Genomic DNA, 23651 nt, shown 5'->3' with positions numbered 1-23651 from the left:
CACGTACAGCAACAAGGAGAACCAGTGTCGCAGAGAGCCGTCGTGATCGGAGCAGGCATAGCCGGGCTGCTCGCCGCAGCGGCGGTGTCCCGGGCCGTTCCCGAGGCGGAAGTCCTTCTACTCGACAAGGACGTGCTTCCTGACGGGCCCGAGAACCGCAAAGGGGTTCCCCAGGGCCAGCATGCCCACCTCCTCATGGCCGGAGGGTTGTCGGCCATGGAGTGGCTCTTCACCGAGAGTGTCCGTGAGCGCCTCTTCGAGGCAGGAGCCCACGAGATCTCCATGGGCAACGGCATGCTGACCTTCACGCCGGACGCCGGCTGGTTCCGCCGGTACAGGTCGAACGGTACGCGCATGATCACCTGTACCCGCGCCCTGCTGGACTGGGTCATCCGCGAGACCTTGATGGAACAGACGACCAAGGTGTCGATCCATCAGGCCGCGGTGGAAGGACTGATCGGAAACGGACAGCGCATTACTGGTGTCCGCATCAGCGGGGCCGACTCCACCCTCGGCGGCGAGGTGGAAGCGGACTTCGTCATCGACACAAGCGGACGAGGTTCCCGCAGCGTCCGCTGGCTCGAGGAGGTAGGCGTCAGCGGCGTGGAAGAGAGGAAAATCGACTCCGGCCTCACCAACGCAACCCGTATCTACCGCACTCCCGCAGGTGCCGAGTCGTTCCCGCTGACCCTGGTCCAGGCGAACCCCTACAGCGGACGGCCCGGCAGGAGCGCCATGGTGCTGCCGATCGAGGGCAACCGTTGGATGGTCAGCGCGGGCGGCACCAGAGGCGGTGAGCCGCCAAGCGACCCTCAGGGCTTCCTGGAGTACGCGCTCAGCCTGCCGCACCCGATCGTCGGTCACCTCATCGCCGGCGCCGAACCCCTCACCGATGTGGTAATCAGCCGCAGCACCAGCAACATCCGCCGCCACTTCGAGAAATCTCCGCAGTGGCCCGAGCGGTTCCTGGTGCTGGGCGACGCATTGGCGACCTTCAACCCAGCCTACGGGCAGGGTATGTCCGTGGCCGCCCTTGGCGCCCACGACCTCTGGCGAGCGCTGCAACAGGGCGGCCTGGCAGGCCCTGGCCTCTCCCGTCGCGTTCTTCGTAGAGCGGTCCGTCACGTCGACACAGCATGGTCCACCGCAGTTGCGATGGACGTCCTCTATCCCGATGTACGCGGCGCCAAGCCTACGGCCGCCGACCGTCTCACGGCCGCGTATGCACGTCGGCTGACACGCGCTGCGACCGGCTCATTCAACGCTGCGGCAGCACTTTGGGACATCACCAGCCTCAAGGCCCGCCCGTCACGGGTGATGCGCCCAGCAGTCCTGCTGGCCGCCTTGAACGGGTCTTTCCTCCCCCGGATCAGCGAGCCACCCCTGCAACCGTCGGAACGGCAGATCCTTGAACGCCTCAGGAAGGCCATGGAGGAGTCGCGCGACGCCCGTTGACGGCGCTGAGTGACGCCCCGACATTGGAAGGTCGAACGAACGTTGGGCCGGCTCATGGAGTGGCGACGCGATGTCCGCGACTACGAGCGACTTCCTCAGCACTCGGAAGCCCACCTGACCTGGCCACTCATTACCCTGATGCCCCGCAGGCTCACCCGGAAAGGACCCCAGGCCAGCGGCCGAAGAGGCCCTGGCCATTGCCCTGGTCCACGGCCTCGCCAGCCCTTCCCTGGCCTCGGCCGTGGCGGCCCGCAGAATCAACCGGCCAAAGTGCCTTGGTGGAAGTACATTCGCCAGCCCGTCTCCGTCAGCCGCCACACGGAACTCCTCCGTACTCGACGGCCTTGGTTGTCCGCGAGGTACGTCACGTGAACGACCCCGGGGGCAACCACGGCTCCGGACAGTTCGCCGACCTTGACCGGGGACTCCTTCGAGATACTCCCGCTGCTCGTCACAGTGAGGATCGACTCCACATCCCACCTGCGTCCGGAAGCGCCGATCTCGGTGAACTCCGGATCCAGGATCTCAAGGACCCGGGCCGGGGAAGCTCGCACCTCCGGATCGAGAAGCCGCATCTCGCCTGCAATTGCTGCTTGCACGGCCTGTTCCCACTCGTCATCCGCCATGCAGAAACCCTACGGACGCCACACTTGAAGGAACAGCGGATTGCTCCCCCACACCGCGGCGCCCGGAAGCGCTGTCGCCGGGGTCAACGAAGGGGCTGGTGACCTGCCGCAGGACTCCTTGCATGTGAACGAGTGCGGCTTCGCTCGCAAGACGCGGGCATCGGTCCGGCGAGCCGGCCGCTGTCAGATCTCGTCGATATCGCACTGCCCGCGTGTCGCCACACCGGGTGCGCCTTCAGAACGCCCTATGGCCTACGTCCACGGGCAGGAGAGCAATGCTCATGACCTGTGGATCGGCCTCGGGTTGGACGCGAAGGGCGTACCTTCCCGAGTGATCGACTTCTGGTCATCGAGTAGGCCGACGTTGCACCGTCGGTCGGGAAGGCACGCCCGTGCTGAGCGTAGTGAATGCCGATGGAACGACCGAGACCGGCTCCCTGATCGACGACATCGTCCGTGAGGGCGCACGGCGGATGCTCGCCGCCGCCCTGGAGGCCGAAGTCGACGCCTACATAGCCGATTTGGCCGATCAGCGCGATAAGAAGGGCCACCGTCTGGCGGTGCGCAACGGCTACCACCAGCCCAGGTCGGTCACGACCGCGGCCGGCGCGGTCGAGGTGAAGGCCCCGCGGGTGAACGACAAGCGCATCGACGAGGCGACCGGTGAGCGCAAGCGGTTCTGCTCGGCGATCCTGCCGCCGTGGTGCCGCAAGTCACCGAAGATCAGCGAGGTGCTGCCCTTGCTTTACCTGCACGGCCTGTCGTCGGGGGACTTCGTGCCCGCACTGGAGCAGTTTCTCGGCTCCACGGCCGGGCTCTCGCCGGCGACCGTGACTCGGCTGACGGCCCAGTGGCAGGCCGATCACCAGGCATTCGGCGAACGCGACCTGTCGGGCAGCGACTACGTCTATGTCTGGGCCGACGGCATCCACCTGCGGATCCGCCTACGCGAGGCAAAGTCGTGCGTGCTCGTGCTGATGGGCGTGCGCGCGGACGGCACCAAAGAGCTGATCGCCATGAGCGACGGCTACCGTGAATCCGCCGACTCGTGGGCGGATCTCCTGCGCGACTGCCAACGCAGGGGCATGCGCGCCCCGGTCCTCGCGGTCGGCGACGGCGCACTCGGCTTCTGGAAGGCCCTCTCGGAGGTCTTCCCCGAGGCCCGTCATCAAAGGTGCTGGGTTCACAAGATCGTCAATGTTGCGAACGCCCTGCCGAAGTCCGCCCAGCCCGGCGCGAAGAAGGCCCTGCAGGAGATCTACAACGCCGAGGACCGCGACCACGCGCTCAAGGCCGTCACGGCGTTCGAGAAGGCGTACGGCGCGAAGTTCCCCAAGGCCGTGAAGAAGATCACCGACGACGTCGAGGAACTACTGGCGTTCTACGACTTCCCCGCCGAGCACTGGATCCACTTGCGCACCACGAACCCGATCGAGTCGACCTTCGCGACGGTCCGGCTGCGGACCAAGGTCACCCGCGGTGCCGGCAGCGCGGCTGCCGCCCTGGCCATGGTCTTCAAGCTCGTCGAGTCCGCCCAACAACGGTGGCGGGCGGTGAACGCACCCCACCTCGTCGCCCTCGTCCGCGCCGGAGCCCGCTTCGAACGCGGTCAACTCGTCGAACGCCCCGAACCTCACGCTGCCTGAACTACCCCATGATCTGCAGGAATTGACAATGGCGGGTCGAGCCACGCGGTTCACTACGAGATGATCCTCCTATGGCAGATGTGGTTTTCTTCGATCTGGACGGCACCCTGGTCGATCATCGAGGCGCAGTCTTGGAAACGATCGGCCAGATCGTCCAGGCCGCGCCGAACGCGACGGCTCCACCGGACGAGCTGGTGACGCTGTGGTGGACGCTGGAGGGGCGGCACATGCGGGAATACCTGGCCGGTCAGTGCTCCTTCGCTGAGCACCACCGACGCAGGCTCCGTTCCTTCCTGCCCATGCTCGGCGAGCCGGTTCCTGAGGATCCCGGCCTTCTGGACGCCTGGATCGCCGAGCGCTACCTCACCGTGTTCGAGGAGTCCTGGCGGTGCTATCCCGATGTCCAGCCATGCCTGGAGACCCTGAAACGGCTTCCCCGAGGACCGCGTCTGGCTGTTCTCACCAACGGGGACCCCGAGCAGCAGCGCGCCAAGCTCGCCCGCTTCGGCCTCCTCGGATACTTCGAAGCCGTCCTGACCCCAACCGAGCTCGGTGCGGCCAAGCCCGTCGCCTACGCCACCGCCTGCCGGCGGATGCGGACTGACCCCGCGCAGGCGATCAACGTGGGCGACATGTTGGAAAGCGACGTGAACGCAGCCGCCCTCGCCGGGCTCACTGGCATCTGGCTGGACCGCGGCATCGACTTCATCACCGGTGGACCATCGCCGACGGCAGACGAAACGCTGCTCCGCATCGAACGGCTCACCGACCTCCCCGACCACCTATCACCCACGAACGCCTGACCAGCTCTTAAGAACTTGATCCACAGGTCTTGACTATTACTCCGGGCAGGACGGCGCCGGTGTTGTACGACGACTCCGGGCAGGCGAGGAAGAGCACCGCGTCTGCGGCCTCTTCGGGAGTGGCGAGGCGGCCGATCGGGATGGTCTCCGCCCCCGTGCGCCGGCAGGCCGCGGGATCGGGGCGCCGCTGGAAGGCCGCCCCGATCACCGCTGTCACGGTCAGGCCGGGCGCCACGACGTTGACCCGGATGTTGCGGGCCGCCCGCTCGCGCGCGGCGCCGCGCGCGAGCGCGATGCGGCAGCCCCTGGCAGCGGAGTACATGGTCTGGTTCGGCGTCCCGGCCATGCCCAACCGCGAGTTGACCCGGCCGGAGCGGTCGGCCCGCAGCGTGCTCCAGCGCGGCGAGCAGGCGGATCTTCCGGCCCATCGCCTTCGCCGCGCCACGCAGGCTCTTGCCGTCCACGGCCGAACGCGACCAGGTCAGACGCTGAACACGGCTTCAGAAGGGAACGACCAGCCCGGCTTCCCGCAATCCATGCAATGCCCTGCCCATGCACTCGGCGGCTGAGGCCCCATCAGCCCTCATACCACCGGCCAAGGGCCCACCAGAGGCGGCGAATGTCCAGGCCGGCTGCCCCTCACGCATGCGCTCCGCATCGACCCGGATCATGGCGCCTACACCCTGCTCGCCTAGCCATTCCAGGACAAGCAGCGTCGCGTCCTCGACGCCGCTGTCCAGATCCACCCCGGGTCGCCGCCCCACTCCGTTGGCCATGGCCGCAACCCTACGGCGCGGTGCACAACTACGGCCGCGGCGGCGCCGGAGTCACCCTGGCCTGGGGCTGCGCGGACGCCGCGACCGCCCTTGCGACCGGGGCCGTCCGGCCGATCTGAACCTGCCGCCCCAACTCCCCTTCGTACGGCCCCGCATGTACCACCGCACCGTTGCCCAGCTCGCACTGATCCCTTCCTGAGGACTGGATGTGCGCCGAAGGATTCCAACGAACCCTCAAACATCGCCTCTTCCGACGCGGCCATCCATGGGACAGGACCACACCCCCGCCGACCGCCGGTGAAGCCCCCGGCCAAGGTTCGGCGCCGCACGCTGCTGTTCGCCGCGCTCGCAGCGAGTGCCGCAGCCGTCCCGTTCGTGATGCGGGAGGCGAGAGCCAACGGCCCAGGCCCCCGCAGAGTCGTGTTCACGATCTCCGCCGGCCACGCCGACAGCGTGGCCTTCAGCCCGGACGGCAAGACCCTGGCCTCCGCCGGCCTCGACGGCACGGTGCGGCTGTGGCCGAACCGATGATCCCGACGATCCCGACGATTTCGGAGACCGAGCCAAACCCCCTTGCCTAATGGTCAAGAATCGTTGACCATTGCTCGCATGCCTGCCGATGATCTACCCGAGACCTTTCACGTCACCACTGACGAACAGCTGCGCGCCGTCTCCAATCTCACCCGTCACCGGATCATGGCCGTGCTCCGCTTCGAGCCGGCGACGATTACGCAGATCGCCGAGCGTGTGGGCCTCGCGAAGGGAAGTTCCAGCTATCACGTGCGACTGCTGGAGCGGGCCGGCCTGGTGAAGGTGGTGCGGACACGGAAAGTGCGGGGGGTCACCGAGCGGTACTACGCGATGGCCGCACGGTCGATCCAGCTGCCGGACCCCGGGGTGGGTCAGCCCGATGTGCTGATGCGGCATGCGGTGGCGGACCTGGAGGCGTCGCCGGTGGATGGCGAGCGGCACGTACGGATGGCGCATCTGCGGCTCACCGAGGAGCAGTTCGCGCAGCTGGGGGCGCGGCTGGAGGCACTGGCGGACGAGTACCGGGAGCTGTCCGATCCGTCGCTGCCGGACGCGTCACTCGTCTTCGCACTGTTCCACCCGGCACCGCGCGAGCAGGCCGAGGGGGGCACCAAGTGACCTCAGGTGTTCGGAAGTTGCCGACCGGGTTCGGACGGCTGTGGACTGCGCAGACGGTGTCCTCGCTCGGTGACGGGGTGTCGCATGCCGCGCTGCCGTTGATCGCGTTGACGTTGACGCGGGATCCGATGGCGCTCGCCGTCGTCACGGCCGCCGGGACGCTGCCGTGGCTGCTCTTCGGGGTGCTCGGCGGTGCGCTGGTGGACCGCTGGGACCGTCGGCGCACGATGTGGGTCATGGACGTGGCGCGTGCGGTGCTGCTGGCGATACCGGCGGCAGCTGCCGCGCTCGACGTGCTGAGCATTCCGCTGCTCGCTTCCGTCGCCTTCCTGCTCGGCCTCGGCGGACTCTTCTTCGACACCGCCGCCACGGCCTATCTGCCGGATCTGCTCGGCCGCGACCCCGCACTCCTGGAGCGCGCCAACTCTCGCCTGCGCGGCGCCCAGACCGCCATGTCCGGATTCGTGGGGCCGCCGGCGGGCAGTGCGCTGCTCGCGCTCGGGCGGGCGGTTCCGCTGCTCGCCGACGCGGTGTCGTTCATGCTCTCCGCACTGCTCGTACGCACGCTGCCCGCCATGCCCCGGCCCGTGCCGGAGATCCGCGAGTCGCTGCTTCGGCAGGCGCGGGCCGGCGCCTCGTACGTGTTCCGGGACCGGTTGCTGCTCGGGCTCGCGCTACGCCCGGCGGTCGGGAACGTCGCCTTCCTCGCCGTGGAGACCATCCTCGCCCTCTTCGCGCACGACCGCCTCGGCATCGACACCTACGGCTACGGCTACGGCTACGGCCTGCTCCTCACGGCGGAGGCCACCGGCGGCCTGCTCGGCGCGGGCATCGCCTCCTTCCTCGGCCGACGACTCGGCACCGGCACCGCATTGACCTGCACGGCCGCAGTAGAGGGACTCGCCATCCTGGGCCTTGCCGCCGCCCCGAACCCGTACGTCGCCGGTCTCTCGCTCGCCGTCTGCGGAGCGGGCATGGGCGCCACGATGGTGCTCGGCCCGTCCCTGCGACAGTCGATCGTCCCCGCCCACCTGATGGGCCGGGTCGCCTCCACCTCCCGAATGCTCGCCATGTGCGCCGCCCCGTTCGGCGCTTTCCTCGGCGGCTGGCTGGCCACCACCTACGACGTGCGCACCCCGCTCTACACCGCCGCCGGCCTCCTGCTCACCATGACCGCCATCACGTCGACCATGACCAGCAACCGCCGGGTCCAGGCCGCATTGCGTGCCGCCGCACCGACCCATGACCCAGAACACCCGGCCCCCCTGGATCCTGCTCAGGAGGGTGCCATTTCCTGAGCCTCTTTCATCCTGTACTGCAGGGGTGAACGAGGCTCACTGATCTCTCAGTTCAGTTGTCAGGCTGGGTGGCAGTCCGGCCTCGGCGAGGCATCCCTCGCCGGGTACGCGGCAGCCGGTGCCACCATGCAGGCGTGGCCTGCTTGACCGGCCGGGCCGTCGCCTGCAGAGTCGGAATGCGGCACCACAGCAGCACCGCCGCCTCACTCTGCCGACGATCCGCCCCTCCATAGGTGGCAGACGGCCCTGACACCCCAGGAGCGGCTGATCCGATGGTCCTCGACCTGGTTGTGATCGCTACGGCCATCACCCTGGGGCCTTTGCACAACAGCGCCTTCATCTTGCTGCTCTCCTCGCGGCGCGGTGTTCGTCAGGGCCTTGCGTTCCTAGTGTCGTGGCTGGCCAACCTGGTGGCGGTGATCGCCTGTGTGGTGCTGCTGACCGGCGGTCAGCCCCCGGCCCGTCACAGCGTGCCCTCGACTGCCGTGATCGATGCGAAACTCGCCATCGGCCTGGCACTGGTGCTGTACAGCGCACACCGATACCGCCGACCGCCCCGCCCGCACGGCCCACCACGCTGGACCGCCCGGATCGACAACGCCTCCCCGGCCACGGCAGCCGGCCTGGCATGGATGCTGCAGCCCTGGGCACTGGTCGGTGCCGGCGCCGCGACCGCCATCGACTCGAACCTCTCCACCCTCGCCGACTGGCTCGCACTGACCGGCTACTGTCTGCTGGCCACACTCAGCCTTGTCGTCATGGAGCTGTACATGGTGCGGGCGCCCGCCGTCGCGAACGCCCGGTTGAACGCCCTGCGGAGCTGGCTGGAGCAGCACCAGGAGCAGTTGATCGTCACGCTCTCCCTGCTCCTCGGCCTGTGGCTGACAGCCCGGAGCATCGCCGAGCTGGTCACCTGACAGGGACGGCCCCGGCGGCGGCAGCACCCCCGCAGGTGTCCCCGATGGTGGGCTGACATCCCGGAGCACCTTCCCGGCGCCGCCTGCTGCGCAACCGCGAAGACCTCACCGACACCCAGTTCAGCATGATGTGGGACCAGCTCATCGGCACCGGCGACATCGGCACGACGCCGTCGAGCCCGAGACCACCTCCACCCCGCCTGAATTCGAAAGACTCCGCAAACCTTGCCGCCGGAATTGTCGTTCGGGGCACGGCGGCAAGGTATGTGCTTGGGAACCGCTCTGGCGTTCGCCTCTAGGTGCGGACGGAGTGCACCGTCGCGTCGCGTGGTACCCGCTCTGCCCGAAACCTGTGCTCTGTCACAGTGCCTCAGTAGCCGGTGCCGCGCTTGACCTGGGTCCGCTCGATCCCGTGGGCCGCCCCCTTCTCGTCCAAGGTTCGACACGCGTCGTCAATGTCCTGGCTCAGGCGATCGATCTGCTCGCGGCTCAGGGTCTCCTTGACCAGGGCGCGAAGGATCTTCACCCGTTCCGCGTTGGGCGGGAGTGTGTATGCCGGCACCATCCAGCCCCGCTCGGCCGAGAGCTGCCAGGCGATGTCGGACTCGTCGTAGGAGTGTTTGCCCGCGAGACGGAAAGCGACCAGCGGCAGCTGCTCGAGGTCGCTCCCGATCACTTCGAAGCGACCGCTGCTACGCAGGGTGTCCGCCAACGCGCGGGCGTTGTCCTGCATCATCTTCATGACGTAGGTGTAGCCCTGGCGACCGAGCCTGACGAAGTTGTAGTACTGCGCGAGCACCATCGCCGCACCGGTGGAGAAGTTCAGCGTGAACGTCGCGTCGGTCTTGCCCAAGTAGTTCTCGTAGAACACGAGGTCCTTGGCCAGGTCGGACTCCTCGCGGAAGACCAGCCATCCGATGCCGGGGTATACCAGGCCGTACTTGTGTCCCGAGACGTTGATCGAACGGACCTGCTCGAGCCGGAAGTCCCATTTCGAGTCCGGGTAGAGGAAGGGCCACACGAATGCGCCGCTGGCGCCGTCGACGTGGATCGGAATGTCGAGGTCCCGGTCTTTGCGGATGTCCCGCAGGAGCTTGTCGATCCCGACAACATCGTCCTTGTGCCCGGTGAACGTGGTGCCGAGGACGGCGACGACGCCGATCGTGTTCTCGTCGAGATGGGGCTCCACGTCCTCTGGGCCGATCGTGTACTTGCCCTCGGCAAGCGGCACGATCCGCGGCTCGACGTCGAAGTAGCGGCAGAACTTCTCCCACACGACGTGGACGTCTCCCCCAAAAATCAGGTTGGGCCGGTCGATCGACAGGCCGGCTGACTGGCGGCGCTCGCGCCACTTCCACTTCAGTGACAGCGCGCCGAGCATGATCGCCTCGGACGAGCCCTGAGTCCGACATCCAGTCGTCCTGCCCGGCGCGTGGAAGAGGTCGGCGAGCATGCGCACGCAACGCTGCTCGATCTCAGCGGAAATGGGGTATTCCGCATGGTCGATGAAATTGCGGTGGAGGTTCTCGGCAATCAGCCGCTGCGCCTGCGGCTCCATCCAAGTGGTGACAAACGTGGCGAGATTACGCTGCGGGTCGCCCTCCATGGCGAGATCCACATCCACAAGCCTCATTGCGTCCGTCGCGGCCATACCTTCCTCGGGGAAGGTCTCCGAGGGAGCGGGCACGGTCAGGAATCGGTTACCGAAAAGAGCCATATCGTCACGATTTGCCATACAGTGATTCAAGCAGCGCCGGAGCCTGGCGCGGGCGAGGGACACACCGAGACGAGACTGCGCGCCGGACACGACCGCTCACCACCATCCGTCCCGGGCTCAGCAGCTGAGCGGCAGGTCACCTCAATAGCCCCTTCACGGGGAGGACGGCGCCGATCCGTTCCCGCTCTTCTGGCGGCAACCGCTGGATCACATATCGGGATCTGAAGAAGCCAAGAGGCGCACTGCGCACTCGCCTCTACCTGGAGCGACGCACCGCCGAAGGAAAGGGGGAACGCGGGGTCATGCGCTGCCTGAAAGGCTACGCAGCCCGCACGGTGTACCAGTCACCCTTCAAATGGACCACGATTCCGGGGCACTAGGGCCTGTTCCAGGTTCGGATCATGTTGGCCGGAGGCTGCGGATCCAGATCACGGCACCGCGTAGGTGGAGTCCGGCGAGGTAGCTGGTGGCGGTCTTGTCGTAGCGGGTGGCCAGGCCCCGCCACTCCTTGATCTTGTTGATGCAGCGTTCGACGGTGTTGCGGTCCTTGTACAGGTCCGGATCGTGACCGACCGGGCGGCCGCCGCGAGAACCCTTCTTCTTGCGGTTGGCGGCCTGGTCGGCCTTCTCCGGGATGACACCGCGGATGCGGCGTCGCCGCAGGTAGGCACGGTTGGCGCGGGAGGAGTACGCCTTGTCCGCGGCGACGGCGCCGGGCCGGGTGCGCGGGCGGCCGACCGGGCCACGCACCTTGATGCCCTCCAGCACCGGGACGAAGCGGGGGCTGTCGGCGGCCTGTCCCGGGGTGAGGACGAACGACAGCGGCCGGCACCGGCGTTCGGCCGCGAGGTGGGTCTTGGTGGTCAGCCCGCCCCGGGAGCGGCCCAGTTCGGCCGCACGGAGCCGGGCTCTGCGCCGCCGCCGTAAACGCCGCCGCTCCTCACGCGCCACGTCGTCGCCGACCTCGCCCGGCGGAGCTACCGGTGCGCTTTGCCCCTTTCGAGAATCCCCTTTTCCTCGGTGACGGCCTTCTCCAGCTCGTCCAGCAGCTCGGGGTCGACGGCCATCCCCGCCGCGTGATGATGAGCGCGCGCAACCGTGGAATCCACGCTGACCAGGTCGAGATCGACCTGCCCACGGCCCGCCGCCTCGGCGATCATCCCCTCCATCAGCGTCCGGAAGGTCCCGGCCACCGCCCAGCGCTGGAACGCGCCGTAAACGGTCGACCAGGAGCCGTACTCCTCAGGCACGTCCCGCCAGGGACAACCCGCCCTGAACCGCCACATCACAGCGTTGAACAGCCGCCGCAGGTCAGGGACCGGGCCGCGCTCGCCCACCGGCAAGAACGGCTCGACCAACTCCCACTCGGCATCCGAGAGATCACCACGCGCCACCCTCGACAACTACCAGGCCCAGCCGCCCGGCACCGGCGAATCCCCAAACCAATGATCTGAACCTGGAACAGGCCCTAGGTGTATTGATCACGAGCGTTGTTAACGCTGGCCGGGCTTGATCATGGCGAAGGCCCCCGTGTGTAGTGGAGGTGTCGAATCTTCACCGCACGGAGGCCTTCGTGTCCCACCGTAATGCCCGGCTGACCGTTCACGGCAGGCGACTGCTCGTCGACCGTGTGCGCTCCGGCCGTCCCGTCGCGCACGTCGCAGCCGAGATGGGCATCTCCCGTCCCACCGCCCACAAGTGGATCCGGCGCTGGCACTCCGAGGGCGAGAGCGGACTCATCGACCGCCCCAGCCGTCCCCGCACGACACCGCACCGGACCGCAGCCGCCACCGAAGCGCATGTCTGCAGGCTGCGACAAGAGCGCAAGCTGGGCCCGGCTCGCATCGGGCCGATCCTGGGCATGCCCGCCTCCACCGTGCACCGCATCCTGACCCGGCACGGCCTCAACCGCCTGGCCTTTCTGGACCGGCCCACCGGGCAGGTCATCCGCCGCTACGAACGCGACCGGCCCGGCGAGCTGGTCCACGTCGACGTCAAGAAGCTCGGCCGCATCCCCGACGGCGGCGGCCACAAGGTGCTGGGCCGGCAGGCCGGCCGGGCCACCCGCAGCGGCATGGGCTTCGACTACGTCCATTCCGCCGTCGACGATCACTCCCGCCTCGCCTACAGCGAGGTCCACGCGGACGAGAAGGCCGCCACCTGCGCCGACTTCCTGCGCCGGGCCGCAGCCTTCTTCGCCGAGCACGGCATCACCCGCATCGAGCGGGTCCTGACCGACAACGCCTGGCCCTACCGCAAAAGCTTCGCCTGGCGTGAGGCCCTGGCCGACCTCGACGCGGCCGGCAAGCTCACCCGCGCCTACCGCCCGCAGACCAACGGCAAGGTCGAACGCTTCAAGTGCGCCACGAGGCGCCCGGTCGTATCCCCGGCATAGCCGGGAGGAATTCGGAGGGATATTCCTGGGTCTGATGGCTTACCTGGATCCGAAAGGTGAAGGGGACCGTAGCATGCCAGCCAACCAGAGGCCGGGTCCAGACGTCAGGGACGGTGCTCTGGGGGACCCGCGTGATATGGCGAAAGCTGAATTGCCTGAATCCCAATCTCCAGAAGATGAAAGTTCGCATCCACCGGAAAAAAACGTCTGAAACCGGTGCCGGTCCTGCGGTCGCTGTGAAAGAAGGCCAAGCAACCTCCGGGACAAGGAGCGATGCCCAGTGAGGGTATTTAAGGAGATGAGTGGGGCGCCTACGTCACGCTATTACGTACGACAGGGACGAACGTGGGATCGCCTAACGGGCGCGAGCCCCATGGCGACGGAGGGGCCGTAGTAGTCGCCGGAGTAACGACCGGCCGGGGAGGACGGGAAAGCCGTCTGCAGTCGGGCGAAGGGCCCCAGGTGATCGGACACCCAAAGTCGGGAGGTATGCGAAATGCAGAGCGCCGAGACGGTGCTGGGTGTCCTGCGTGAGCGCGGCAGGCGCGGTCTGCCGTGTGAGGAACTGTATCGACAGCTGTTCAACCCGCAGTTGTATCTGCTGGCTTACGGGCGCATCTACTCCAACAAGGGTGCGATGACGCCTGGGGTAACGCAGGATACCGTGGACGGCATGTCCGCTCGGAAGATCGACCGCATCATCGATGCGATGCGCCACGAGCGCTATCGATTCCGCCCTGTGAGGCGAGTCCATATCCCGAAGAAACAGAGCGGAAAGACTCGGCCTCTAGGTCTGCCAACTTGGACGGATAAATTAGTAGGTGAAGTGATACGTCTCCTCTTGGAGGCTTACTACGAGCCTTCCTTCTCCGACCGCTCCCACGGATTCCGGCCAGGAAAAGGCTGCCACACCGCACTGCGGGAAGTGGCCAACACCTGGACCGGAACAACCTGGTTTATTGAGGGCGACATCGCCGACTGCTTCGGGAGCCTCGACCATGAGGTCACGCTCCGACTGCTGGGCGAGAAGGTCCATGACCAGCGTTTCCTGCGGCTGGTGCGCAACATGCTCAAGGCCGGATACCTGGAGGACTGGGTCTGGAACGCGACACTCAGCGGGGCTCCGCAGGGCGGCGTCGTTTCCCCCGTGATCTCCAATATTTACCTGCACAAGTTGGACGAGTTCATCGAGAAAACCCTGATCCCCGAATACACCCGGGCGAAGCTCCGAGCGCGCAACCCGGAGTACCGGAAGGTGGAGCAAGCGATCGTACGTGCCCGCCGGCGAGGTGACCGTGTTGAAGTGCGATCTCTCTATCGTCGGCTGCACAGTCTCCCGAGCCAGGATCCGAATGATCCGAACTACCGGAGACTGCGCTACGTGCGGTACTGCGATGACACCTTGCTCGGGTTTGTCGGGCCGAAGGCCGAAGCCGAGGAAGTGAAACAGCGGATCGCGAAGTTCCTGCGTGATGATCTCAAGCTGGAACTGTCACAAGAGAAGACGCTGATCACCCATGCCCGTACCAAGAGGGCAAAGTTCCTCGGCTACGAGATCTCAGTAGCAAGCACAAATCAGAAAACAAGACGGCCGTCGGCAAGCGATCGGCGAAATCGCCGGTCAGTATGCGGAGCGGTAGTCCTGCATGTGCCTGCCTCTGTGGTCAAGGCCAAGAGCGCCCCGTACTTGTCGCGCGGAAAACCCGCGTGCCGAAACCCTCTGGTCAACGAGACCGACTATGTCATCGTGGGCAAATACGGGATCGAGTACCGGGGCATCGTCCAGTACTACCTCCTGGCCGGTGATGTCCAACGACTTCACCGGCTGCGCTGGGTCATGGAGACCTCCATGCTCAAGACCCTGGCAAGAAAGCACGGCTCGTCGGTGACGAAGATGGCGGCCCGCTTCAAGGCTAAGATCGCGACGCCGCACGGGCCACGCACGTGCTTCGAGGCCACCTTGGTGCGAGACAGCAGGAGAGAACTGGTCGCCCGCTTCGGGGGAATTCCTCTCAAGCGGCAGAAGACGGCGGAGTTGACCGACCGTCTGACCGGTCCGGTCTATCCGCATAAAGAGCTGATCCGTCGGCTTGCGGCGAATAGATGCGAGCTCTGCAAGCGGCCGGGCGAGGTGGAAGCCCACCACGTCAAGTCACTCAACGAGCTCCAACGGGCCGGTGTCGCATCCTCCGATTGGGTGAAGATGATGGTCGCGCGCCGCCGCAAGTCCCTTGTGGTCTGCGGCAGTTGTCACGACCGCATCCATCGGAGGAAGCCGAGTACAACGCGCACGCAGTAGTCACTGGAGAGCCGTGCTGCCCGGAAACGGGCATGGCCGGTTCGGTGGGAGGCCGGACGGAAAAGGACCTGCTCAGCAGGCACCTCGCCGTCCGGCCGACCCTACCCGCACCCTCCTCGACGAATGGGCCTACCTGCGGCCCTACACCAGCAACCAGGAACGGACCGAAGCCCTGGCAGACTTCCTCCACACCTACAACCACCACCGCTGCCACACCGCACTCGGCGGCCAGCCACCCATCACCCGCGTCAACAACGCTGCGGGTCAATACACCTAGCGGCATAGGCTCGACACCAATGCGGCTGAGACCACTAGCGACCTCTGCAGCGGATCCCGAGGTCGACTGATGCCTGCTTTCGGTGTCCGGCCGGTGCCTCCCGGTCGGCCGGACTGAGTGAGAGGACAAAGATCTGCTGTGAAGGCGTGCGGAGTATCCGGAGCCGAGAAGGAAGTCGCCCTGCTGGAGTTGCCCGAACCGTCATCTCCCGGGCCCGGTCAGATCCTTGTGGCCGTTGAGGCGGCCGGGGTCGGCCCCTGGGACGAACTGCTGAACGGCGCTGGCTGGGACGTGGGGCTGCGCCCACCGGCGGCGCTGGGAGTGGAGGGCGCGGGCACGGTGCTGGCCGTCGGCCCGGAGATCACCAGGTTTGCCGTAGGTGACCGGGTGCTGGCACACGAGGCCCCGCTGCCCGGCGGAAGCGGCTTCTGGGCCGAACGCGTTCTGATCAATGCGGATCACGCGGCAGCGTGCCCGACCGGGCTGGACGCCGTGCACGCGGCGGCGCTGCCGGTCAACGGACTCACCGCGCTGCAGGCCCTGGAGAAGCTGGACCTCAGCCGAGGACAGCGGCTTTTGATCACCAACGGAGGCGGGGCCACCGGAGCCCTGGCCATCCAGCTCGCCGCGGCCAAGGGCATCGAGGTGACCGCGACCGCGTCTGCTGCCGCCGCAGAGCGCCTGCTCGGTCTGGGAGCGATGGAGGTCGTCGATACCACGACTCGAACTGGTCGGCCAAGGTACGCGGCGGGTTCGACGCCGCCCTCAGCATCGCCGCCAGTACGGCGAACGCCGCCCTGCCCTTGGTGCGGGACGGCGGCCGGCTGTGCTCCCTGACCTCGGACGCGCCTCCGCAGGAACGAGGCATCACGAGTTGGGACCTGTACGTCGAGCCCAACGCCGCGCAGCTTGTCCAGCTGGCGGAGCAGGTCGCCGCGGGAACCTTGAAACTCGCGCCGGAACCCCTGCCGCTGAGCGAGGGCCCGGCTGCGTTCGCCCGGGTGGTTACCGGACGGGCCGGCGGTAAGAAGATCGTGCTCACCCGGGCATGACCCGACCGGGCACCGCCCGATCCCCATGCTGGACCACGGTGCCCGCCAGGCACCTCCTGGTAGTCGTCACGCCGAGACAGGCACGATGGAGAAGCAGTCGTAAGGCTTTCACCAGGCCGCAGCCGGTGGAGCGGGTCGCGATGCAAGCCACAGCAACGCGTCGGATGACGAGCGCCTCATGTCGGATGCAGGACACCCTTGGTGTCGGCCTTCCATCCGCCAGGGCCCGCTCCCGTGCCGAGAACCACCGGGGAGCGAGCATCTGGCTCTCGCCCGGCCGCTGTTGGGGGCCAGGCGAGAGCCGAAGACAGTCCACAAAGGACATCAGGACCGTAGCCCACACCACTGGCACTCCCCGCAGACGTAGACGTAGACGCAGACACAGATGCAGATGCAGATGCAGATGCAGATGCAGGCGCCGGCACGGGGGGGCCGGCGGTTGCGGGCCCTTCTGATGATCCTCATTGTTCCGCAATCGCCCACTTCGGTGTGCGGCACTGCCGTTGCCTCATCGCCGTATCAACGGCAGGACTCCGGCGCGCTCACAGGAACCCGCAGACTCCATTCGCTCGATTCCATCGTCCCCACACTTGAATCGAGCGTACGGATCAGGCATTGTGCTTGAAACAAGCACAATGCCTGCCGTTCGTGCAGGAGAGAGGTGTCGCATGGACGACATCGACCGGGCCATCCTGCGGGAGCTGCAGGTCGACGGCCGGATCCCTTACGCCGATCTGGGGCCGAAGGTGGGGTTGTCGCCCTCGGCCGCGAGGCTCCGGCTGCAGCGGCTGATCGACGCCAAGGCGGTCCAGGTCGTCGGAGTGACCGACCCGATCACCATGGGCCAGCAGGCGATGGCCCTCCTGGGCTTGCGCGTCGACGGCGATCCCCGGGCGGTCGCCGACGAACTGTCCCGGCACGACGAAGTCGTGTACACGGTTCTGACATCCGGCGGCTTCGACCTGTTCGCGGAGGTGGTGTGCCCTCAGCCTCGGGACCTTCTGGACTTCATCAACGACGTCGTGCGGCCCGTCGAGGGCGTCGCGTCCGTGGAGAACTTCCCCTACTTCGCGATTCACACGCACCGTTTCCTGTGGCACGTCGACTGAGGCGTCCGAGCATCCGAGCGTCCGAGCCCTGTTCGCCCGCACCAGCCGAGGAACCCCGCATGCTTCCCGACGAGTACCGCAGCACGATCGACTTCTTCACCATGGACGCCCTTCCCGTACCCCGCGTGGCGCCGGCCGAGGCCGAGCTCATCGCTGCCGAACACCTCGGCATCACCGCTCGCGCGCAGGCGATCGGCAGCCAGCAGGACGCCAACTTCCTGCTGCACGCAGACCACGGGACGCCCCCGACGATTCTGAAGATCGCCAACCCCGCCTTCGGCACGGTGGAGATCGAAGCCCAGGACGCGGCAGCCGACCTGATCGCCTCGGCCCGCCCGGAACTGCGCATCGCCACGGTCCTGCGCCGCCCCGACGGCTCCCCGTGGTGCACGACGGTGGACACCGAGACCGGTCCGGCCGTCGCGCGCCTGCTGCACTACCTGCCAGGCGGCACGCTCTCGGGATCCCGGCACCTGTCGCCCAGCACCCTGGCGGGCATGGGCACGATCGTCGGAAAGGTCAGCACCGCCCTGCGCGACTTCCGACACCCGGGCCTCGACCGCGTGCTCCAATGGGACCCGCGGCACGCCGATCGCGTCGTCGCCAAGCTCGCCGGGCACATCGACGAACCCGAACGGCGTACCGCCGTCCGGACCGCGACCGCCGAGGCCTGGACCCATGTCCACAAGCTCGCCGCCACGCTGCCGGTGCAGGCCGTGCACCTGGACCTCACCGACGACAACCTGATCCGCTGCCCCGACAGCCGTCCCCCCATGGCGGACGGGATCATCGACTTCGGTGACGTGACCAACAGCTGGGCGGTAGGCGAACTCGCCGTGTCGCTGTCCTCGATGCTCCACCACGACGGTATCGAGCCTCACCACGTGCTGCCGGCCGTCCGCGCCTTCCACGCCGTTCGTCCGCTCTCCCCCGAGGAGGCCGAGGCGGTGTGGCCGATCGTGGTCCTGCGCGCCGCCGTCCTGGTGGCCAGCGGGCGGCACCAGGCCGCCGTCGACGAGGACAACGCCTACGCCAAGGCCGCGCTCGACCGCGAATGGCGCATATTCGAACAGGCCACCTGCCTGCCCCTGCCGGTGATGATCCGCCTCATCAGGGACGCGACCGGCATGGCCGGTGTGCCTGCTCGGACGGCGCAGGCCGATGCCCCGGTGCGTCCTCTCCTGCGGGACCTCGTCGCCGACGACATCACCCTCCTCGACCTGTCCACCGAAGCCGATTCCTTGGACCAAGGAGCCTGGACGGACGCCGGCACGGAGGCCCGGCTGGTCACCTCCGCGCTCGCGGACGGGGCGGCGGCCGTCGCCACCCGGTACGCCCATGCACGACTCACTGGGACACCGCCGCTGTCGACGGTGTCCGCCGCCACGGTGCCCACCGGAGTCGACCTCTGGCTCGGCCGGGATGCCAAGGTCCAGGTTCCCGCCGCGGGGAAGATCCTTGCTGCGGCACCGGGCCACGTGGAACTCACGTACGGCACGCAGACGCTGTGCCTGTCCTTCCCCCGCGCGGTCCAGCCCCTGGTCACCACCAGTGCGACGGTGCGGGCGGGCGAAAGCATCGCCCACCTCGGCTCCGGTGCCTCGGTCCACGTCGCGCTGCGCGACGCCGACGGCCCCGCTGTCCCGCGCCTGGTCCGTCCCGAGTACGCCGCCGGCTGGCTCGCGCTCACCACCGACCCCGCCCCGCTCCTCGGCCTCCCGGCCGACTCCGACCGTACGCACGAGAGCGACCGTAAGGGCGAGGGGGGCCTGCTCGACCGGCGCGACGCCGTGTTCGCCACCGTGCAGGGACACTATTACGCCAACCCTCCGCGTATTGAACGTGGTTGGCGCCACCATCTGCTGTCCACGGACGGCCGGTCGTACCTCGACATCGTCAACAACGTCACCCCGTTGGGCCACGCTCACCCCCGCGTCGAGCAGGCAGTCTCCCGGCAGTTGCGGCGGCTCAACACCAACTCACGGTTCCACTACGCCTCCGTGGTGGAGTTCACCGAGCGCCTCGCCGCCCTCCTCCCCGACCCTATGGACACGGTGTTCCTCGTCAACTCCGGTTCGGAAGCGGTGGATCTGGGCCTTCGCCTTGCCATCGGGGCCTCCGGCCGGCACGAGGTCGTCGCGCTGCGCGAGGCGTACCACGGCTGGACGTACGCCTCCGACGCGGTCTCCACCTCGCTCCAGGACAACCCGAACGCCCTGGCCACGCGCCCGAGTTGGGTGCACACCGTAGCCTCGCCCAACTCCTACCGCGGCCGCCACCGTGGGCCGGATGCCGTGCGTTACGCACCCGAGGCCGTCGCGGTGATCGACGAACTGGCCGCTGCCGGCCGCCCGGTGGGAGCGTTCATCGGCGAGACCTTCTACGGCAACGCCGGAGGAGTCGCTCTTCCCGACGGCTATCTCGCCCAGGTGTACGCGGCGGTACGGCGTCACGGCGGCCTGGCCGTCGCCGACGAGGTCCAGGTCGGATACGGCCGCCTGGGACACTGGTTCTGGGGCTTCGAGCAGCAGCAGGTCGTCCCCGACATCGTCTGTGTCGCCAAGGCCATGGGCAACGGACACCCCCTTGGCGCCGTCATCACGTCCAAGGCGGTCGCGGACCGGTATCGCGACCAGGGCTACTTCTTCTCCTCCACCGGCGGCAGCCCCGTCTCCAGCGTCGTGGGCCTCACCGTCCTGGACGCCCTGCGCGACGAAGACCTCCAGGGCAACGCGGCGCGCGTCGGCGGCCATCTGAAGAGTCGGCTGGAGGCACTGGCCGACCGCTACGGCATCATCGGCGCCGTCCACGGCTCGGGCCTCTACCTCGGCGTCGAACTCGTCCGGGACCGCGCGAGCCTGGAACCCGCCACAGAAGAAACCGCCGAACTCTGTGACCGCATGCTCGACCTCGGCGTGATCGTCCAGCCCACCGGGGACCACCTCAACATCCTCAAGATCAAGCCGCCGCTGTGCATCGACGCCACCGCGGCCGGCTTCTTCGCCGACATGCTCGACCTGGCCCTCACCCAACTCGGCCACTCCCGTTGACGCCGTAGGCCTGGGCCCGGCGGTGTGTACGGGCGTCCTTCCTAGTGCTCTGACAACCGTTCCGGGTTCGGCATGGACCTGCTGAACCCGGAACGGTTCAGTCCGTGCCCGCGGACACTTCCCCAACGAAGCCGCCGCACTGAAGTGCATCCAAATGGCGCTGATGAGCCTGAACCCGCCAGGGAAGGGCCGCAAAAGGTGGACCATGCGCTGGAAAGCACCCTCACGCGTTGCAGATCGCCTTCGAAGGCCGCCTTACCCCGAGCGACAACTGACACTCAACAACCAAGACCAGCGGTTGAATTGACACACCCGGAGGTTCGGCCACGGACCTGAGCGAAAAGCGGTCGCGCTCCCGGCAGGCGCGCCGAAGCGTGCGCGCGTGGACGTTGGAGATCCGAAGGAATTGTCTCCGGCGCGGGTATGACGTGCTCTCGGAGCACTATGAGCGGGCGTTTGGCAGCGAGACGAAGTACGGGTCGTGGATCGAGGAGTTGCTCGGTCGGCTCCCTGAGGCAGCCGCTGTCCTGGACATCGGGTGCGGCAACGGTGTTCCCGTAGCCCGTTCCCTGATCGCGGCGGGTCACCGCGTGACGGGCGTCGACATCAGCGAGGTCCAGATCCGCAGGGCCCGGAAGCTGGTGCCGGGCGCCGATTTCATCCGGGCTGATGCCACGACCGTGAAGCTTCCCCGAGGGAACTTCGACGCCGTCGTCTGCCTGTATGCCCTGATCCATGTTCCGGCGGAGGAACAGCCGGCCCTGCTGACGCAGGTCGCTTCCTGGTTGCGCCCTGGGGGTTGGTTCCTGAGCACCACCGGGCATCGGGCTTGGACCGGGACCGATGAGAACTGGCTCGGCGGTGGGGCGGCGATGTGGTGGAGTCACGCCGACGCCGAAACGAACCGCGCATGGCTCGCGCAGGCCGGTTTTGACGTGGTCCACGAGGAGTTCGTGCCCGAGGGCGACAACGGCCACGTCCTGTTCTGGGCTCGGCGCTCTCTGGGATGACAGCGGCAAGCCGAAGGCGGCGGGCGGCGACACCGGCCCGTGAACGGGTGAGGTCCCGGTCGATGACCAGGGTATGGGGCCGACGCTCTCGATACTCAGCGCGCGCAGGTAGGTGATGACACAGCACGCCAGCTTCAGGAAGGCTTCATGGATGTCGCCGCGGATGTCCCAGCGGATCCGTGGACGGCGCAAGCCGTGGATCGAGGCCTTCGCCCGCTCGACGACCCACCGGACGGCGCCGGGCCCGGACCCGTGCAGCGTTGGCAGGCCGTGAACGCACCCCACCTCGTCGCCCTGGTCCGTGCCGGAGCCCGCTTCGAGCGCGGCCACCTCGTCGAACGCTCCGAGAGCCACGCGGCCTGAACGATCGCAATTGATCCACTTATCATGACTCCTGCCCCCAGCCCTGCAACAGGCCCGCGCGGCGGACCGATGAGTTCGCCCGTTGCCTGAAGTCCCCCTTGTGACAAGGCCGCCCCGTCGGTGGATCAGGAAACGCCGGCTCCCGGTGTCATGGAGGAGAGATGGAGGCCAGGATGAACAATCCGATTCGGCTGTACATGTCGATGTCGCTCGATGGTTATATCGCCGGACCGGACGATCGGCCGGGGCAGGAGCTCGGACGCGACGGTGGACGACTCTTCAACTGGCTCGACGACCGGGAGTCCGACGGTCCGAGCGGCGACGTCTATCGCGAAGCGCTGGCGACCGGCGCGCTGATCTCAGGCCGTAGGACATTCGAGCTCGCCGGGCGTTGGCAGGGCGACCACCACGACGGCGTGCCGATCTTCGTCCTCACCCACCAGGTGGATGACGAGGACGTGCCACCCGGCCACGCGCGTTTCGTCACCGATGTCGAGGACTGCGCCCGTCAGGCTCGCGCGGCCGCAGGGGACCGGCCGGTCATGGTCCACGGGGCCGGGGCGGCCCAAGCACTTCTGCGGGCCGGGCAGTTGGACGAGATGGAGATCCACCTGGTTCCGGTCCTCCTCGGGGACGGCCGACGGCTGTTCGACCACGTGGGTGGCGATCACATCGAACTCGACCTCGTCCGACGGCTCGAGGATCGAGACGTCACGCACCTCCGTTACCGGGTGCATCGCCCCGAGGAAGCCGCATGAAGACGCTCTTCGTCTCCTACCGCGTCACCGATCTGGACCGCTCGCTCGGTTTCTACACCGCCTTGGGCTACGCCGAACTGGGCAGGGTCGAGAGCGGCGACGGCGCTCACCTTGTGATCCTCAAGTTCCCCGACGAACCGGCGGCCTCGCTCGAACTGGTCCACCGCCCCGGCGACGCACCAGTCGACGTGGGCAGCGGTTTCGACCACCTCGCGATCCAGGTGGAGAGGCTCGCCACCACCCTGGAGACGCTGACCGAAGCCGGCCTGAGGCCCGAACCCCTCCAGTACCCGGGCGGCCCTCACGGCCCGAAGACGTCGTGGCTCACGGACCCGGATGGTTACCGGATCGAGTTGGTGGAGTGGCCGTCCGGACATCCCGACGGCATCACCGCAGCAGACTTCGCCTGAGGCGGCCACGGTCTGCGCAGTGACGAAGCCGTCAGCCTGACCCGGCCCTGAAGGGCCGGGCTTGGGGGTAGTGCCCAGCTGGATGCCGGGGGTGGACTCCTCAGTCCCCGCCACGGGCCGCGCCCTGGCGCAGGCGCTCCCGCCCGCGGGCGGGGTGCGCCGGCATGCCGGGGGGCTACTGCTCCGTGGCGGATTGCCGGCGGTGTGTGGCGTGGAGGCTGCCGAGCAGAGACAGTGCCTGACCGCTGGGGCTGAACGGTTCGGCGTGGTAGATCACCAGCTGCTGGCCCGGCGCTCCGCGGACGTCGAAAGTCTGGTAGGTCAGGGCGAGAGGCCCGACGTCGGGGTGGAGGAGGTCCTTGGCGTCACGGCTCTTGCCGTGGACGGCGTGCGAGGACCACAGGGCGGCGAACGCCTCGCTCTCCTCGTTCAGGGAGGCGACCAGGTCGTGCAGGCGCCGGTAGTGCGGGTCCAGGCCCGTGGCGTGGCGCAGTCCGGCCACGACCTTACGACAACGTCGCGTACAGCCTGCGGATGCTCT

Annotated in this window: 19 protein-coding genes and 7 pseudogenes; 19 read left to right on the top strand and 7 right to left on the bottom strand. The window is 67.7% G+C overall.

What is annotated here, in order from left to right; translation table 11 throughout:
- Positions 1 to 24: 24 nt before the first annotated feature.
- Positions 25 to 1455 carry an FAD-dependent monooxygenase gene (locus OOK07_RS41245; protein WP_266801696.1) on the top strand — a complete coding sequence of 477 codons (1431 nt, stop codon included), beginning with the start codon at positions 25 to 27 and terminating at the stop codon, positions 1453 to 1455.
- A 15-nt stretch (positions 1456 to 1470) separates the two neighbouring features.
- Positions 1471 to 1623: pseudogene (locus OOK07_RS43890) on the top strand (IS5-like element IS4811 family transposase); the annotation flags it as partial.
- 89 nt (positions 1624 to 1712) lie between these two features.
- On the opposite strand, the gene OOK07_RS41240 reads toward OOK07_RS43890, so the two are convergent.
- Positions 1713 to 2081, bottom strand: coding sequence for a nuclear transport factor 2 family protein (locus OOK07_RS41240; RefSeq protein WP_266801695.1), 369 nt, complete (start codon positions 2079 to 2081; stop codon positions 1713 to 1715).
- Between the two features lie 392 nt (positions 2082 to 2473).
- On the opposite strand from OOK07_RS41240, the gene OOK07_RS41235 reads away from it, so the two are divergent.
- Together OOK07_RS41235 and OOK07_RS41230 are read left to right on the top strand one after the other, a co-directional pair.
- Entirely contained in the window at positions 2474 to 3727 is a 1254-nt protein-coding gene (locus OOK07_RS41235; protein ID WP_266794684.1) for an IS256 family transposase, read from the top strand.
- Positions 3728 to 3798: 71 nt separating this feature from the next.
- Complete coding sequence (locus tag OOK07_RS41230; RefSeq protein ID WP_266794683.1) at positions 3799 to 4530, top strand: HAD family hydrolase; 732 nt, start codon at positions 3799 to 3801, stop codon at positions 4528 to 4530.
- 7 nt (positions 4531 to 4537) lie between these two features.
- Here the strand turns inward: OOK07_RS41230 and OOK07_RS41225 are convergent, their stop codons facing one another.
- Positions 4538 to 4975 carry an SDR family oxidoreductase gene (locus tag OOK07_RS41225; RefSeq protein WP_266801694.1) on the bottom strand — a complete coding sequence of 146 codons (438 nt, stop codon included), beginning with the start codon at positions 4973 to 4975 and terminating at the stop codon, positions 4538 to 4540.
- 55 nt (positions 4976 to 5030) lie between these two features.
- Positions 5031 to 5306, bottom strand: a complete 276-nt coding sequence (locus OOK07_RS41220) for a hypothetical protein (protein ID WP_266801693.1) — start codon at positions 5304 to 5306, stop codon at positions 5031 to 5033.
- Positions 5307 to 5603: 297 nt separating this feature from the next.
- Between OOK07_RS41220 and OOK07_RS41215 the strand changes: the two genes are divergently transcribed.
- The 4 genes from OOK07_RS41215 (at position 5604) to OOK07_RS41200 (ending at position 8670) form a co-directional block, all read left to right on the top strand.
- On the top strand, positions 5604 to 5837 hold the full coding sequence (locus OOK07_RS41215) for a WD40 repeat domain-containing protein (protein WP_266801692.1): 234 nt from the start codon (positions 5604 to 5606) through the stop codon (positions 5835 to 5837).
- Positions 5838 to 5915: 78 nt separating this feature from the next.
- Positions 5916 to 6455, top strand: a complete 540-nt coding sequence (locus tag OOK07_RS41210) for an ArsR/SmtB family transcription factor (RefSeq protein ID WP_266801691.1) — start codon at positions 5916 to 5918, stop codon at positions 6453 to 6455.
- Between the two features lie 17 nt (positions 6456 to 6472).
- Positions 6473 to 7753: an MFS transporter gene (locus OOK07_RS41205; protein WP_266801690.1), complete on the top strand. Its 1281-nt coding sequence runs from the start codon at positions 6473 to 6475 to the stop codon at positions 7751 to 7753.
- A gap of 272 nt (positions 7754 to 8025) precedes the next feature.
- Complete coding sequence (locus OOK07_RS41200) at positions 8026 to 8670, top strand: GAP family protein (protein WP_266801689.1); 645 nt, start codon at positions 8026 to 8028, stop codon at positions 8668 to 8670.
- Between the two features lie 370 nt (positions 8671 to 9040).
- On the opposite strand, the gene gad is transcribed toward OOK07_RS41200, so the two are convergent.
- Positions 9041 to 10405 (bottom strand): glutamate decarboxylase, encoded by a 1365-nt coding sequence (gad, locus tag OOK07_RS41195; RefSeq protein WP_266801688.1) that lies wholly within the window; start codon positions 10403 to 10405, stop codon positions 9041 to 9043.
- Between the two features lie 381 nt (positions 10406 to 10786).
- A pseudogene (locus OOK07_RS41190) lies at positions 10787 to 11781 on the bottom strand (IS5 family transposase).
- Between the two features lie 179 nt (positions 11782 to 11960).
- Here OOK07_RS41190 and OOK07_RS41185 point away from each other — a divergent pair.
- The 9 genes and pseudogenes from OOK07_RS41185 to OOK07_RS41145 form a co-directional block, all read left to right on the top strand.
- Positions 11961 to 12740: pseudogene (locus OOK07_RS41185) on the top strand (IS481 family transposase); the annotation flags it as partial.
- 538 nt (positions 12741 to 13278) lie between these two features.
- A complete protein-coding gene (locus OOK07_RS41180) occupies positions 13279 to 15081 on the top strand; it encodes a reverse transcriptase/maturase family protein (RefSeq protein ID WP_266794913.1) in 1803 nt (600 codons plus the stop codon).
- Positions 15082 to 15187: 106 nt separating this feature from the next.
- Positions 15188 to 15358 (top strand): annotated as a pseudogene (locus OOK07_RS41175) (integrase core domain-containing protein); the annotation flags it as partial.
- 138 nt (positions 15359 to 15496) lie between these two features.
- Entirely contained in the window at positions 15497 to 16195 is a 699-nt protein-coding gene (locus OOK07_RS41170; protein WP_266801687.1) for an alcohol dehydrogenase catalytic domain-containing protein, read from the top strand.
- On the top strand, positions 16129 to 16410 hold the full coding sequence (locus tag OOK07_RS41165) for a zinc-binding dehydrogenase (protein ID WP_266802305.1): 282 nt from the start codon (positions 16129 to 16131) through the stop codon (positions 16408 to 16410). Before OOK07_RS41170 ends, OOK07_RS41165 begins: the two co-directional genes overlap by 67 nt.
- A gap of 668 nt (positions 16411 to 17078) precedes the next feature.
- A complete protein-coding gene (locus tag OOK07_RS41160) occupies positions 17079 to 17519 on the top strand; it encodes an Lrp/AsnC family transcriptional regulator (RefSeq protein WP_266801686.1) in 441 nt (146 codons plus the stop codon).
- A gap of 59 nt (positions 17520 to 17578) precedes the next feature.
- Positions 17579 to 20569, top strand: coding sequence for an aminotransferase (locus OOK07_RS41155; protein ID WP_266801685.1), 2991 nt, complete (start codon positions 17579 to 17581; stop codon positions 20567 to 20569).
- A gap of 97 nt (positions 20570 to 20666) precedes the next feature.
- A pseudogene (locus OOK07_RS43885) lies at positions 20667 to 20844 on the top strand (IS256 family transposase); the annotation flags it as partial.
- A gap of 99 nt (positions 20845 to 20943) precedes the next feature.
- Positions 20944 to 21579 (top strand): class I SAM-dependent methyltransferase, encoded by a 636-nt coding sequence (locus OOK07_RS41145; RefSeq protein WP_266801684.1) that lies wholly within the window; start codon positions 20944 to 20946, stop codon positions 21577 to 21579.
- A gap of 96 nt (positions 21580 to 21675) precedes the next feature.
- Here OOK07_RS41145 and OOK07_RS41140 read toward each other — a convergent pair.
- Positions 21676 to 21840, bottom strand: a pseudogene (locus OOK07_RS41140) (IS5/IS1182 family transposase); the annotation flags it as partial.
- A 275-nt stretch (positions 21841 to 22115) separates the two neighbouring features.
- On the opposite strand from OOK07_RS41140, the gene OOK07_RS41135 reads away from it, so the two are divergent.
- Both OOK07_RS41135 and OOK07_RS41130 read left to right on the top strand, forming a co-directional pair.
- Positions 22116 to 22700 carry a dihydrofolate reductase family protein gene (locus OOK07_RS41135; RefSeq protein ID WP_266802303.1) on the top strand — a complete coding sequence of 195 codons (585 nt, stop codon included), beginning with the start codon at positions 22116 to 22118 and terminating at the stop codon, positions 22698 to 22700.
- On the top strand, positions 22697 to 23110 hold the full coding sequence (locus OOK07_RS41130; RefSeq protein WP_266801683.1) for a VOC family protein: 414 nt from the start codon (positions 22697 to 22699) through the stop codon (positions 23108 to 23110). Before OOK07_RS41135 ends, OOK07_RS41130 begins: the two co-directional genes overlap by 4 nt.
- A gap of 175 nt (positions 23111 to 23285) precedes the next feature.
- Here the strand turns inward: OOK07_RS41130 and OOK07_RS41125 are convergent.
- A pseudogene (locus OOK07_RS41125) lies at positions 23286 to 23642 on the bottom strand (MmyB family transcriptional regulator); the annotation flags it as partial.
- Positions 23643 to 23651: the final 9 nt, after the last annotated feature.

It is taken from the genome of Streptomyces sp. NBC_00078, from assembly GCF_026343335.1.
Lineage (GTDB): Bacteria > Actinomycetota > Actinomycetes > Streptomycetales > Streptomycetaceae > Streptomyces.
The sequence above is the reverse complement of the archived record's forward strand: the minus strand, read 5'-3'. Positions and strand labels throughout refer to the sequence as shown.